Genomic DNA, 14,689 nt, shown 5'->3' with positions numbered 1-14,689 from the left:
ATCTTTTTAATCAGTATCATTTTGTATTACTAATACCTTATATTTTACATCTTAGTTAATATTTTTAGGTACTACTGTTTTCATATATTGAACTAAAATGATAGCAACACTTACAGAAACTTTATCAATAATAAATTTCAAATATTTTATTGATGCATCATGAGAAGTTACCAGTACACTCTATTAAGCTCCTAAAACTGCATATCTATCTCTTTAAATTTTATTTTATAGCTTGAATCATATACAAATTTGTATACATAAATATGCCATTTACCAACTTATCTAAAAATAAAACTACAGTTTGAGAATAATCTTTTTTATTCACTTTCTAATATTAAATTAGCTAAATATAAGCAAAGATTTTATTACAAGCGAATCTATAATCTCCTTCTACTACACTGCTAATTCATAATAATAATTTGCTTTTTGTGCTATATTCTATATCTATTCCAGTTTAATATAACCCATATACAAACACCTAAGAGCTCTTTTCCTCCTACTAAATTAAATAATTAATATGTTTTTTTATAAAATTTAGGAACTTCATACCCATAAAAAGATTTCTTACAAAGAATTAAATCACGATTCTAAGTTTCATGATTTTGACTATCTTATGCAATATTATAGAAATAGAAGCCATATTTATAATGGCTGAAAAAATTATTACCACTATTGTTTTTGCTTTCATACTGATTACTGATTTAAAGATATTTGGTATTCTCTTTTTTTATTAATGCTATTAACTGCTCTATGAATAATACTTCTTGCTCAGTAGCACCAAATCTTCTGATAGTTACTTGTCTATTTTCTTTTTCCCGCTTACCTATTATAGCAATTATTGGTATTTTTTGATTAGAAAATTCTCGAATCTTATAGTTAATTTTATCCGGTGAGATGTTAATATCTGTTCTTATACCACTATCAATTAGGGCCTTTTGTACTTCTAAAGCATAATCATTTAAGTCACTAGTAATAGTTGCAATAGCAGCTTGAATAGGTGCAAGCCAAAGTGGAAAGCAACCTGCATATTCTTCAATTAATATACCAATAAAACGCTCAAGAGAGCCGAGTATTGCTCTATGCAGCATTACAGGTCTCTTTTTCTCACCACTTGCACTAACATAATTAGCACCAAGCCTCTCCGGTAATACGAAATCCATCTGTAATGTACCGCACTGCCACTGCCGCCCTATCGCATCGGTTAGCACAAATTCAAGTTTTGGACCATAAAATGCACCTTCACCTGGGTTTAGCGTATAAGTATAACCAACCTTTTCTACTGCTTCTTTCAAGGCATTTTCAGCTTTATTCCAAACTTCATCACTCCCTGCCCTAATTCTAGGACGATCAGAAAATTTCACTTTTATTTTGGTAAAACCAAAATCTTTATAAATTTCAGTTAGTAATTTACAAAAGCTAACAGTTTCGCTAGTAATTTGCTCTTCAGCACAAAATATATGTGCATCATCTTGTACCAAGCTTCGTACTCTCATTAAACCATGCAATGCACCTGATGCTTCATTACGGTGACATAAACCAAACTCTGACATACGTAGCGGTAAATCACGATAACTCTTTACACCTTGTTTAAAAATCTGTACATGACAAGGACAATTCATTGGCTTTAAAACAAGAGTCTTATCATATGCTTCTAAAGTAAACATATCTTCACGAAACTTCTCCCAGTGTCCTGATGCTTCCCAAATGCTTTTATCAACTAAAACAGGAGTTTTAACTTCAATATAACCATTCTTACGAATCTTTCTTCTAATATATTGCTCGATAGTATTATATATACTCCAGCCCTTATCATGCCAAAACACCATCCCTTGTGCTTCTTCTTGGAAGTGAAACAAATTAAGTTCTCGTCCAAGTTTTCTATGATCACGCTTTTCAGCTTCCTCTAGCATATAGAGGTAATTACTTAATTGCTCTTTAGTAGCCCATGCAGTACCATATATACGCTGTAACATAGGATTACGGCTATCACCTCGCCAATAAGCACCAGCAACTTTCATCAACTTAAAATGCTTAACAAAACCTGTAGATGGAGCATGTGGGCCTCGGCATAAATCAATAAAATTACCTTGTCTATATAGACTTATCAACTCACTTGCTGGAATTGAAGCAATTATCTCCGCTTTATAGTGTTCTCCTATAGATTTAAAAAATTCTACTGCCTTATCTCTATCCCATAATTCTCTTGTTACTTTCTCATTTTTGTTTGAAAGCTCTTGCATTTTAGCTTCTATAGCAGCTAAATCATCTGTGGTAAAAGGCTTATCACGAGCAAAATCGTAATAATAACCATTTTCAATTGCAGGACCAATTGTTACTTGAGTTTCAGGGAATAATTCTTTCACTGCTTCAGCTGTTAAATGTGCTGCATCATGCCTTATTATCTCAAGGCACTCAGGATCTTTTGCAGTTAAAATACGAAGCTTACAATCTACTGTTATTACAGTACTCAAATCTTTGAGCTCATTATTTACTTCAGCAACCATTGCTTGTGTAGCAAGTGACATCGAAATTGCATTCGCCACTTCATAGACAGTAATATTTTTTTTAAACTGTCTAGAACTACCATCAGGAAAGGAAATATTTATCATTTTTTAACTTATTTTTTCTTTAAATTTTATAATCTAAACACCACTAGTAATTTACACCTTCCTCAGTTATAAGGCATAATGTACTCATAGGATATTCCAACATGATTATGATGATTTTAATAGTATTTTCTATCTTTTTCATTAAAAAATTCTATAATAAAAGCATATTTGAAACCCTTATTTATAAATTTTTTAACGACTACAATTTTTTTAAATACAAAGATTTAATCTACAAAATAGAAGTATTTTTTAAATCTCCTAATTTTGCTAAAGCATCTCCTATTTGTTTCCTAGAAGGAGTGGCTACAAACTTAAACAATACAACATGCTTAATCATATAATTATAACTATTACTTTTGTATAATTAAAATCTGATCAATAATCTTATCAAGTGAATTTATAATCTTTGCTTTTCACGTTAATTATTAAAGATTCTTCGTCTTTATAATTCAGCATTTTTACTAAAAGCTTCTGCTGCTTTATAAGTGATGTTTACTTTTTTAGTTTTAAAAAAAACTCTCTAGTATCTTCTATTTTTATTAAGTACTGCTATATAATAGCAGTATTAGTACAGTCTTACCATATAATCTTTTTTCTTCCAGAACATTCTCCTTTTAGACTCAATTCAAAACTCTATTAATTTTTCTGCATACTAAGCACTATAAATAATTGGTTTAATTTCATTAAAACCTCATAATCAGGTAATCTATTAAATAAATACTTCCTAAACTAAATTATTACCTTACGATCAGGTGAGTATAAAATATTTTCTTCATCCTTAATAGGAGTAATTTTTATATTACTTCCATAAAAATCAATTTTTGTAACATTAAAAAAAATATGCCTAATAACTATTTCATCACAATAAAAATCTAAAGGTTCTAAGATTACTTTACTTTAAATTAAGACTAAATCTATATTTATTAATATAATATGTATAGTTATAATTAATTAAGAATAGAAATAATATCATTTTTACTTTGATAAATGGTGTATCATACCAACTAAAATTAAAACATAAAGCTTATTCTCACCTTTTTTATTATAAAAATTATTAAAAGTCTTAGGATAGATGTCTTAAAAAGATATTTTTTATTGTTCTTTTAAACGATCAGCTATTAGATGATATGCCTCAAAAGCTTTATTTGGCTCTTTCTCAAGCAGTTCAAAACCTAATTTTTCATTACTGTTAACTTGCCATAACCTACAATTATCCGGACTAATCTCATCAGTTAGCATTACTATTGATTCCTCACCATTAGACACACGTCCAAATTCAAGCTTACATTCTACAAGCCTAATACCAACACCAATAAATAAACCACTAAGAAAATCATATATACGCATAACTTGTTTTTTTATTGTTTTAATTTCATCATTAGCTAACCAACCAAAATTTAATATTTGATGTTCATTAACTACCGGATATTTAAATTCACGGCTTCTCACTCTAAAATCAATGATAGGTTTATCAAATACATACCCCTCATCCATGCCAAATTCTTTTACAAACCTACCGCAGGCTACTGATGATATGATTACCTGCACTGGAAATACATCTACATATTGAATTAATTGCTCCCTCATATTTATCTTTTCGATAAAATGATTTTCAATACCAATCATTTCCAGCTTATTCATCAAAAAAGAAGAAATATTATTATTAAGTACTCCTTTACCTGATATATCAATGATCTCACCATTTTCCAAAGTAGCTTTATCAGAAAAAGCCATTACAAGCAAAAAATCTTCTTCAGCAGAATATAAAATTTTACTTGAGCCTTCATAAAGTTTTTTCTTCATTTTTTTATTTTCTCAAAATTCATAAAAAGCGATACTGCAGATATTTTAAAATTTGCAAGGAAAATATGTAACTAACATGCATGCGTATATTTATAATACGTTAGCACATAAGAATCTTAAAATTTGACATAGCAAATTTTAAAATATCAAAGGTATATCTGGATCTGGACCTATAGCAGCTAAAGTGGTAGCACTACTAAATATTTTATTTGCTGTTTTAATAATATCATCATCTTTTATATCCATAATAATCTCTATAATCTCCTCAGGCGAAATATATTTACCAAAAATAGCATAATTTTTACCTATTTCTTCTGATTTATAAGTTACTTTTTCCTGCACCATCTGCAAATTACTTCGGATTTGTGTTTTAGCTCTAATAATCTCTTCATGCTTCACTCTTTCCATCATTTTTGTTATTTCATTTTTAAGCTCTGTATATAGTAGTTCCAATTTATCATGTGCTGTTCCTGCATAAATGGTAAACACCCCACTATCAAAATAAGCACTATTATAACTACCTACTACATATGCTAGACCTAATTTTTCACGAATATGCTGAAATAAACGTGATGATATACCGCCACCAAATATTATAGCAAGTAACTGTGTTTGATAAAATCTCTCTAAATTAATATAAGATGTACCTTCAAATCCTAATATCAAGGTAGTTTGCTCTAAATCTTTATTTATAAAGCTATGACCACCTATATATTTTGCTGGCGAAAAATTACTTCTTGCGCCTTGTTTTAAAGAAGAAAATAAGTGCTCTGCTATACTAACTATTTTAGCATGATCAACACTACCAGCGATTGATAAATAAAGATTTTGAGCATTATAATATTTATCTATAAAAGATAAAAAATGCTCTTTTGTAAAAGTTGCAAGTGTTTTAATTGTACCGAGAATTGGTTTACCTAAGGGCTGATCTTTATAAACACTATTATAAAATATTTCATATACTAAATCATCTGGATTATCCTGATGATAAGCAATTTCCTGCATAATTATCTGATATTCCTTAGCTATTTCTTCCTCAGCAAAAATAGAATTTTGAATTATATCGGCGAGCAATGCAAGTGCTTTATCACAATTCTCAGATAATACTCGTGCGCAATATATCGTATGTTCATGACCAGTATAAGCATTAAAGTGTCCTCCTATCGAATCAAACTCTTCAGCTATTTGTTTTGCATTTCTAGTTTTAGTACCCTTAAAAGCCATATGCTCAAGAAAATGAGAAATACCTTCTTCTTCAATATTTTCATAACGACTTCCAACTTTAGCAATTAAATTTATTGCTACCGAATTAACATAAGGCATATTATATGTTAAGATTGTTAAACCGTTTTTTAATTTACTAACATTAAAATTTTCTTTCATAATTTCTTATTTTCTCTCTTAATTTTGCAAGGCGTAAAAATCTTGCAAAAGCAAAAATCATTGAATCTACAAAACCATCAAAGCCAAATATAAAATACCGCCTAATAAAAAATGCTTTAAGAAAGCATACTAGCATTTCTATAGTTATCCTGAAGCTTGAAAAATTTTTACCTTGCATAAATAAATCTTTTGCTTGCTCACTAGAATAAAAATTTGCTTTAGCTATTAACTGCTCAATTGAAGTACCAGAATAATGATAAGCAACCTCATTTAACCCATAGATTTTATCAGTGTAATCAACATCTTTATTAAACACTACTGAGTCATGTGTAGTACTATTTACAGTATTAGCAAAACTCGCAAATTTTCTATTATAAAGTCTAATACATCTATTATAAGGAGCAAAAATCCTAGGCTTTGTATCATTACGATGCATTATCAGTAGCTTTATTTGATAAGCTAAATAATGATTTAGACTTCCGGAAGCGAAAATATACTTTATTTCTTCTTGTAATTCTTGAGATAATTCTTCATCAGCATCAATATTAAGTATCCAGTCATTGCTACAGATAGTTTCAGCAAAAGATTTTTGTCCTACATAACCAAGCCATGGTTCTATCACTACCTTAGCACCTAAACTTTTAGCTATCTGTACTGTCTCATCAGTACTTTCACTATCCACTATTATCACTTCATCGGCAACATTTTTTACACTATTTATAGCACGCCCTATTCTTGCAGCTTCATTTTTAGTAATAATAAATGTTGAGAGTTTTTTCATAGATTTTTCTTATAGCCTGGCTTTAGTTCTATATCATCCAATGATTTAATCACATGACTTATTAAGATAAAAAATAACTTAATTTTATTAAGTTATTTTTTAGACACCACAGTATAACAAAGGAATGTTCCAAACTATGCAATAGAACCCAGCATATGAAGAAATGACATAAAGCTATGTCATAAAATGTTTATATAGTAGTGGATTAAACCGCGATTACATTTAAATTCTACATTCCTATGCCCCCTATCATCGAAAACACTAATTTAACTACATAGGTTAAAAGTAATGTAGATAATAATCCGCTAAACCACAAAATAATAAACCATTGCCTACCATTTAAGCAAGATATTATTTTAATCAACTTACGATATAGTCTAATATAGAGGATGATGAGATGATTTGCCACGGAATATATAATAACAATAAAAAGTATAGCTAAATATTACAGGCAAAAATATTCCTGCACCTATTAATAGTAAAGATTGTGATGGCTCAGCAGCTGCTGCTTCTGCAAGCGTAACTTTATAAGGAACAATATATGGCCATATACTTATAGCAAGTCCTAAATATCCTAATAGAAACAATAAAATTGTACAAATAAAGGGCTTTACTTCTTTTTTATGCATAACAGCTTTAATTAATTTAATAAATATTACAGCTATTAAAATAGGAATAATCGATAAATAATAAATATTTGGTATACTAAACCAACGATGACGTATTTGGTTGTTTAAGAAAGGAACACATAAGCTAACAAGCCCCATAAAAAGTGCGACATAAAATAAAATATAAAGAGTGGATTTATAAGCCCAATCTTGTGTTTCTTTTTCTGTTTTCATAATAAGCCAAGTAGTACCCAAGAGCGCATAACCAAATATTAATGCTATACCTGTCATTATAGAAAAAGGAGTAAGAAAATCAAAAGTATTACCTACAAACTCACGCCCATTTACTTCTATTCCTTGTACAAATGTACCAAGCATCAAGCCTTGACAAAAAGCAGCAACTATTGAACCAAAATGAAAAGCATAATCCCAAACATAACGATGACCTATAGGAGATTTAAACCGGAATTCAAAAGCTACACCACGAAATATTAGACCAAATAACATTAATGTGATAGGAACGTATAAAGCTGGCATTAACAGCGAATATGCAAGTGGAAAAGCTGCAAATAAGCCTCCACCGCCAAGTACTAACCAAGTTTCGTTACCATCCCAAAAAGGAGCAATAGAATTGATCATTTTATGACGACAATCATCAGTAGGTGCAAATGGAAATAAGATTCCTACTCCTAAATCAAATCCATCTAATAAAACATATAAACAAATAGCAGTAGCAATTAAACCTCCCCAAACAAACGGCAAATCTATATAAGAAGCAAAATTTATCATAAGCTTATTATTATTATCTTTCTAGTAATGGACTATTTAAGCCAAATTTACTATATGTTTCTTTATAATCTATTATCTCTATTCCTTTCTTGATTAAGTGCATTATGTAATATATGCCTGCCCCAAAAATTAGTGCATACACTACTACAAAAGCAACTAGAGAAATAAATACATGTTTGCCAAGTACTGGTGATACCATATCTATTGTTTTTAAAATATTATACACTATGTAAGGCTGTCTACCGACCTCAGTCACAAACCAACCAGCAAGTACTGCTATAAAACCGGAAGGTGACATTAATATATACCAATATTGAAACCAACGAGTAGTATATAATCTTTTCTTCAAATAAAGATATAACCCAGCAATACCTGTAAATACCATTAAGAAACCAATTCCTACCATAATATGGAAACTAAAAAATACAATTGCAACAGGCGGACGCTCATCTTTTGACCATTCTTTTAGCCCTTTTACTTCACCGTTAATACTGTGAGTTAAGATTAAACTACTAGCATACGGTATTGCTATAGCATATTTTGTTATTTCATCTTCCTGATCAGGAAAACCAATAAGATTAAATGCTGCACCCCTTTCAGTATTCCAAACACCTTCCATAGCTGAAACCTTAATCGGCTGATATTTAAGAGTGTTCAAACCGTGCTGATCACCGATAAATATCTGAATAGGTGCAACGATTAGCGCCATCAACACTGCCATAAAAAGCATAATCTTAGCATGCTCTTTATAGCGGTTATGCAACAAATAGAAACTTCCTACACCACCAATAACAAAAGAAGTAGTTAAATAAGCTGCTGTAATCATATGAAAGAAACGATATGGAAAAGAAGGATTAAAGATAATTTGAAGCCAATTTAATGGATAGAAAAATCCGTCATCTTGCAATTCGAAACCAGCTGGTGTGTGCATCCAGCTATTAGCTGCAAGTATCCAAAAAGCTGAGATTATAGTACCAATAGCGACTATTAAAGTAGAAATAAAATGTGCTCTTTTACTGACTTTATTAAAGCCAAATAACATTATACCTAAAAAAGAAGACTCAAGAAAAAAAGCTGTAAACACTTCAAAGCCAAGCAGCGGTCCAAGTACGTTTCCAACCTTATCTGAAAAATGTGACCAATTAGTACCGAATTGATAAGACATCACTACACCTGAAACTACTCCCATACTAAAAGTAACAGAAAAAATCTTCACCCAGAATTTGTATATTTCTTGATAGATTTGTCTTTTTGTTTTTAACCATAACCCTTCAATTACTGCTAAAAAGCTTGCAAGTCCTATAGTAAAAGTAGGAAATATTATATGAAAGCTTATGGTAAAGGCAAACTGAATTCTTGATAAGAATACTTGATCAAATTCCATTTGTACTTAAATATTTAAAAAGTAATTTCTAAAGTTACGTATTATTTCTGTTATATCATTCACTTTTACATATGATAACAGATACATAAATCATATCATACTATGTATGACAATATCAACTACATTAATTGACAGAAGTTAAAAAATAATAAATTAATTTCAGTATTTGATTTAATTAGCAACTTTTGCTATTATTAAACTCTATTTGATTAGTTTTAACAAATTTTCCTTTTTCTGAGTTCCAATTATAATGAACATTTACTATTCTTACCTCTGTAACATTAATATCACCATTAGACAATTGTGTTACATCATAACCTTTACGGATAGAGTCCGTAATTAACAAGCTTGCTTGGCAAATATATTTTACATCAAAGAATGGAGAATCATCCTCCTTGGATTTTTCTTGTTCTTCTAAAAAATTATTAGATAACTCTTTCTCTTGCATTTCTAATGATTTTGAATTTATTCTCTGAATTTTGTAACATTATTTAGGGTAAGAAGCAAGGCTTGTTTATTATTTTTAAATAAATTTAATATTTTTAGATATATTTTTATAGAATAATTAAGTTCAATATACTGCTTTTTTAGAAACATATCGAGGTACATTATTGTGGTAAAATACCCTACTTTATCCAAATCAACACTTAGCTTAGGTATCTATTTTTTAAAATTTGATAAAATTAAAATTATTTTGTTAACTGCAAGCTGTATTCTATTTGGTATGATTCCGGCAGTTGATAGTATATTACTTCAGAAAATCATCGATTTAATTGAATCTTTCAGCGATGAGAACGCACATAACCTTTTATCTTTAATGATTTATTGGGCAATATTTTATACCCTTTGGTGGGAAGGACTTAACATAGCATATCGCTCATATGATTATTTATATCTAAAGACTATGCCCATAATAAAAGGAAAAATATTAAATGAACTTTATAATTATACACAATACCATAGTCATAAATTCTTTCAAGATAATCTAGCTGGTCACATTAGTAATCGTATCACTGAAACTGCAAGATCATTTGAGATGATTATCTCAATATTTGGAGAAAAAATTATTCGCAAACTAGCTATTATTACTTTTGCATTAGTTGCTTTATATTCAGTGCATTATGTATTTGCCACAATATTTATTTTGTGGATTACCATTTTTGTAGGTCTTAGCGTCCTTTTCTCAGGTAAAATCAATATATATTCATTAAACTATGCTAGAAGCCAATCTTTTGTTGCTGGTAGTATCGTAGATGCAATTAGCAATATTAATGCGGTTAGAATGTTTACTGCACATAAATTTGAACGTCAGCACTTAGAAATAAGAGTAGCAAATGCTGTAGCTGACGAACAAACTATGCAATTTTTTATGTTTAAATTGCGCTATGCTCTTGGCACATCTTGTTCAATAATGATTTTTGTAATGATTTATTACTTATCAATACTTCGTAGTGAGCTATCTATAAGTATAGGTGATTGTGTATTAGTGCTAACATTATGTATAAATGTAGCAGATGCTATTTGGGATTTAACACAAGAAATCGGTGATATGTTTGAGCAAGTTGGTGCATTTAATCAAGGTTTATCTCTAATGGCGCCGCATATTATAACAGATATTGACAATGCTACTCCTTTAGATATAAAAGACGGTATTATTGAATTTAGAAATGTTACATTTAATTACCATCACAATAACAAACTATTCCGGAATAAATCAGTATTAATACCAAGTAAACAAAAGGTAGGGTTAGTTGGATTTTCGGGCTCAGGAAAAACAACCTTTATTAGTTTGCTTACTAGATTGCATGATATAGAAGAAGGAATGATTTTAATAGATAATCAAAATATTAAAAATGTTACTCAAGATTCTCTTAGAAAAGCTATTAGTCTTATACCACAAGAACCTATACTTTTTCATCGTACTATTTTAGAAAATATCAGATATGGGAAAAAAGAAGCTTCTCTTGAAGAAGTTATAGAAGCAGCAAAATCTGCACATATTCATGATGTTATTGATAATTTACCAGAAGGGTATGATACTATATGTGGGGAACGTGGGAATAACTTATCAGGTGGCCAGCGTCAAAGAATTATCATAGCAAGAGCTATCTTGAAAAATGCTCCTATTTTAATTCTTGATGAAGCAACGAGTAGTTTGGATAGTGAAACAGAAAAACTAATTCAAGACTCAATGAATTATCTAATGAACAATAAAACTGTAATAGTTATTGCTCATAGATTATCTACTTTACTAAATATGGACAGAATTTTAGTTTTTGAAAAAGGAAGTATAATTGATGATGGTAGCCACACAGAATTATTACAAAATAGTAAGCTATATCAAAAATTATGGAACTCGCAAATAAAAGGATTAATAATATGAATTTTATGAAATTATCCAATTTTGACTTTGAGCTACCACCTGAATTAATTGCACAAAAACCTGAAGATAAGAGAGATAATTCAAATCTATTAATAGCACAGAAAGAAAATGTTATTAAAACTAAATTTTACAATATAATAGATTACTTACATGAAGGTGACTTGTTAGTTTTTAATAACAGTAAAGTGGTAAAAGCTAAATTAAATTTAGGAGAAAAAGTTACCATAAATTTAAATAAAAAAATATCAGATAATTATTGGTCAGCTTTTGCAAAACCTGCTCGCAAGCTTTACTTAGGAGATGAGTTTTATTTTGATAATCACAAAGTAATTATTACTGAAAAATTCGCAATGGGTAAGATTATAATAAAATTTGAGCTTGATAATATTTCTATATTTGAGTTCTTAGATAAATATGGTGAAATCCCACTGCCGCTTTATATAAAACGCTCTGAAGCACAAAGAAACGACAACGAGCGTTACCAAACTATTTATAGTAGTGTTGAAGGATCAGTTGCAGCACCAACTGCTGGTCTACATTTTACAAATGAGATAATTGATAAACTTAGTGCAAAAGGAGTACAAATTGCATTTTTAACTCTGCATGTCGGTGCAGGAACTTTTATACCAGTCAAAACTGAAAATATTAATGAACATAAAATGCATAAGGAATATTGCTCTATTAATCAAGAAAATGCTGTTATCATAAATAAAGCAAGACAAGAAGGCCGATATATTATAGCAGTCGGTACTACAACACTTAGAACACTTGAGAGTTTTTGTATAGGTGGTACAATAAAACCAGGTGAATTTGAAACTGATATTTTTATTACTCCAGGCTTTAAATTTCAAGTAGTCGATATGTTACTTACTAACTTTCATTTTCCAAAATCCACCTTATTTATGCTTGTATGCGCTTTCGCCGGTTTTAAAGAGATGCATGAACTATATAAATATGCTATAAAGGAGAAAATACGCTTTTTTAGCTACGGGGACGCAACACTTTTATATAGAAAGATATAAATAATCCCATTCCATATTCTTTTTTAACAAACCTAACTAAATTGCTTTTTATAAAGGAAATTGGGCTTTTTGGCTATACATTAGGAGATAATAATGAATGTGCTGATATTAATATGACTATTTTATGTCCAAATACAACAAAAGATGAATAACACAAATTATAATCAACAAAAAAAATGATCTAAAGTAGATAAAGTGAATATATCTTTTAGATGCATCTACTCAACAATTTGAATTTGTCATAGAACTTTTTTGGAAGGTAATCAAGAAAATATTTAGCTATGAAAATTGATATTACTACTCCAAAAATGTTATAAATAAAGCGTTTCAATTTAGTATTATTGATAATGAAAAAACATAGTGTAAAATCTTTGATTATTGTAATGATACCTTACATATCATACAACTATGAGTATGCAAAAAAGTCTTTATAAAGAGTTAAACTATATTTACTGATTTTAGAAAAAAATATAATAAACTAGATTTTTGGATGATTTTAAAACTACCTACTTCATTAACATTAGACATAAAACAAGTAGCTTTATCACAAGAGCTAAATGACATCGTTTTAGAACTTAATAGGCCTAGAAAATTACTGCAGGTATTTAGCAAGAATAATCTAAAAAATGGGATTTATTTATATGGTCCGGTAGGTACAGGTAAAACCATGTTCATGCAAGCATTCTTTGAGGCGCTAAATATAGATAATGCAATTATTCATTATCAAAATTTTATGCAGGAAATACATAAATTGATGTATAAGCTACAGAACAAAAATCAAAGTAATATTATCCCTAAGATTGCTAAAAATTATGCTAAAAAAGTTAAAGTAGTTGGAATAGATGAATTTGAAATAAAAGATATTACTGATGCAATGATAATTGGTAGATTATTTAGTGAATTAATAAAACAAAATATTTTTATTTTTATCACATCTAATACAAGACCTGATAATCTTTATAAAGATGGACTACAGCGTGCATCTTTTTTACCTTTTATAAATAAAATCAATAGTAAATTTTATATTAAATATCTTGATAATCATTATGATTATCGATTTGATAAAACCTTAAGTGTTAAAGAAGAACGGATTATTTTTCCTTTAACACTTGTAAATCAAAACAAACTTAAAAAAATTATTACAGATATTAGCAATAATAATCTTTCTCCTCAAAATATTAAAGTTTTAGGTAGAGAAATATCATTTCAGAAAGTTCATAAAAAAATATTAATAACTGACTACAATGAATTATTTAAAAGAGAGCTTAGCTATATTGACTATGTCAATATTTGTCAAAATTTTAACATTATTATAGTTCAAGATGTTCTTGTTATCTCACCTGATGATATAAACACGGTAGTTAGATTTATTAATTTCATCGATAATGCTTATTTCTATAAAATTCTACTATTTATGAGTCTGCAAAATAGCCCTGAGAAAATATATCAAGGGCCTACTCGGAGCAAAGAATTTAAGCGCACTATATCAAGACTAAATGAAATGAATAGTGAATCATATTTATTAAAGAGTAATTTAAGGAATTGATATTTTAAAAATATTATGAAATATGGTTTTTATTAAAAAAACAGTATATAGTAGACTTCAACCAAAATGCATCATAAGTAGTTATTAACAAAAACTATTTATTATTTATGTTAAGCTTTTGAAAGGAAAATACAAAATAAATGTTAATAAGATTAATATGTCTGATTTAAGCTAAAGTAATATTTCCGGTTTAATACTACATATGAGTTACTCTCTTTTATAATAGAGCTACTACTGGGTTTGTTTATGAACTATGATTTATTTAAGGCAAACAATACTACATGAAGATAACAATGGTTATATTTAGCCTGGTTAGAAAGTACCTTCCTACAAAAAAGTAAATAACCTTTATTCTTAATTACTAATGTGGTTTATTTACTA

The 14,689-nt window shown here is 29.0% G+C and carries 10 protein-coding genes; 3 read left to right on the top strand and 7 right to left on the bottom strand.

The annotated features are described in order from the left end of the window. Positions 1 to 701: 701 nt before the first annotated feature. The 7 genes from thrS to AC27F4_RS02450 form a co-directional block, all read right to left on the bottom strand. Positions 702 to 2,609 carry a threonine--tRNA ligase gene (thrS, locus tag AC27F4_RS02480; protein ID WP_487061764.1) on the bottom strand — a complete coding sequence of 636 codons (1,908 nt, stop codon included), beginning with the start codon at positions 2,607 to 2,609 and terminating at the stop codon, positions 702 to 704. 1,092 nt (positions 2,610 to 3,701) lie between these two features. Continuing rightward, entirely contained in the window at positions 3,702 to 4,412 is a 711-nt protein-coding gene (locus AC27F4_RS02475) for a phosphoribosylaminoimidazolesuccinocarboxamide synthase (RefSeq protein WP_487061762.1), read from the bottom strand. A 138-nt stretch (positions 4,413 to 4,550) separates the two neighbouring features. Next, the gene (locus AC27F4_RS02470) at positions 4,551 to 5,795 is read right to left on the bottom strand and encodes a M16 family metallopeptidase (RefSeq protein ID WP_487061760.1); all 1,245 of its coding nucleotides are present in this window, start codon (positions 5,793 to 5,795) and stop codon (positions 4,551 to 4,553) included. After that, entirely contained in the window at positions 5,779 to 6,576 is a 798-nt protein-coding gene (locus AC27F4_RS02465) for a glycosyltransferase family 2 protein (RefSeq protein ID WP_487061758.1), read from the bottom strand. Before AC27F4_RS02465 ends, AC27F4_RS02470 begins: the two co-directional genes overlap by 17 nt. Positions 6,577 to 6,953: 377 nt before the next feature. After that, positions 6,954 to 7,973, bottom strand: coding sequence for a cytochrome d ubiquinol oxidase subunit II (cydB, locus tag AC27F4_RS02460; RefSeq protein ID WP_487061756.1), 1,020 nt, complete (start codon positions 7,971 to 7,973; stop codon positions 6,954 to 6,956). A gap of 13 nt (positions 7,974 to 7,986) precedes the next feature. Continuing rightward, positions 7,987 to 9,357 carry a cytochrome ubiquinol oxidase subunit I gene (locus tag AC27F4_RS02455; RefSeq protein ID WP_487061754.1) on the bottom strand — a complete coding sequence of 457 codons (1,371 nt, stop codon included), beginning with the start codon at positions 9,355 to 9,357 and terminating at the stop codon, positions 7,987 to 7,989. A gap of 175 nt (positions 9,358 to 9,532) precedes the next feature. Beyond that, positions 9,533 to 9,805 (bottom strand): DUF2671 domain-containing protein, encoded by a 273-nt coding sequence (locus AC27F4_RS02450; RefSeq protein WP_487061752.1) that lies wholly within the window; start codon positions 9,803 to 9,805, stop codon positions 9,533 to 9,535. A 165-nt stretch (positions 9,806 to 9,970) separates the two neighbouring features. Here AC27F4_RS02450 and AC27F4_RS02445 point away from each other — a divergent pair, with 165 nt between their 5' ends. The 3 genes from AC27F4_RS02445 (at position 9,971) to zapE (ending at position 14,308) form a co-directional block, all read left to right on the top strand. After that, the gene (locus AC27F4_RS02445; RefSeq protein WP_487061750.1) at positions 9,971 to 11,740 is read left to right on the top strand and encodes an ABC transporter ATP-binding protein; all 1,770 of its coding nucleotides are present in this window, start codon (positions 9,971 to 9,973) and stop codon (positions 11,738 to 11,740) included. A 5-nt stretch (positions 11,741 to 11,745) separates the two neighbouring features. Continuing rightward, positions 11,746 to 12,762, top strand: a complete 1,017-nt coding sequence (gene queA / locus AC27F4_RS02440; RefSeq protein ID WP_487061861.1) for a tRNA preQ1(34) S-adenosylmethionine ribosyltransferase-isomerase QueA — start codon at positions 11,746 to 11,748, stop codon at positions 12,760 to 12,762. 493 nt (positions 12,763 to 13,255) lie between these two features. Beyond that, positions 13,256 to 14,308, top strand: coding sequence for a cell division protein ZapE (zapE, locus tag AC27F4_RS02435; RefSeq protein WP_487061859.1), 1,053 nt, complete (start codon positions 13,256 to 13,258; stop codon positions 14,306 to 14,308). Positions 14,309 to 14,689: the final 381 nt, after the last annotated feature.

It is taken from the genome of Candidatus Rickettsia mendelii (assembly GCF_057543435.1).
The sequence above is the reverse complement of the archived record's forward strand: the minus strand, read 5'-3'. Positions and strand labels throughout refer to the sequence as shown.

Bases quoted from the DNA above. Each gene is read 5' to 3' on its own strand.
- cydB (WP_487061756.1), bottom strand. From the start codon at position 7,973: ATGATAAATTTTGCTTCTTATATAGATTTGCCGTTTGTTTGGGGAGGT.
- AC27F4_RS02475 (WP_487061762.1), bottom strand. From the start codon at position 4,412: ATGAAGAAAAAACTTTATGAAGGCTCAAGTAAAATTTTATATTCTGCT.
- AC27F4_RS02465 (WP_487061758.1), bottom strand. From the start codon at position 6,576: ATGAAAAAACTCTCAACATTTATTATTACTAAAAATGAAGCTGCAAGA.
- AC27F4_RS02450 (WP_487061752.1), bottom strand. From the start codon at position 9,805: ATGCAAGAGAAAGAGTTATCTAATAATTTTTTAGAAGAACAAGAAAAA.
- AC27F4_RS02470 (WP_487061760.1), bottom strand. From the start codon at position 5,795: ATGAAAGAAAATTTTAATGTTAGTAAATTAAAAAACGGTTTAACAATC.
- queA (WP_487061861.1), top strand. From the start codon at position 11,746: ATGAAATTATCCAATTTTGACTTTGAGCTACCACCTGAATTAATTGCA.
- thrS (WP_487061764.1), bottom strand. From the start codon at position 2,609: ATGATAAATATTTCCTTTCCTGATGGTAGTTCTAGACAGTTTAAAAAA.
- AC27F4_RS02455 (WP_487061754.1), bottom strand. From the start codon at position 9,357: ATGGAATTTGATCAAGTATTCTTATCAAGAATTCAGTTTGCCTTTACC.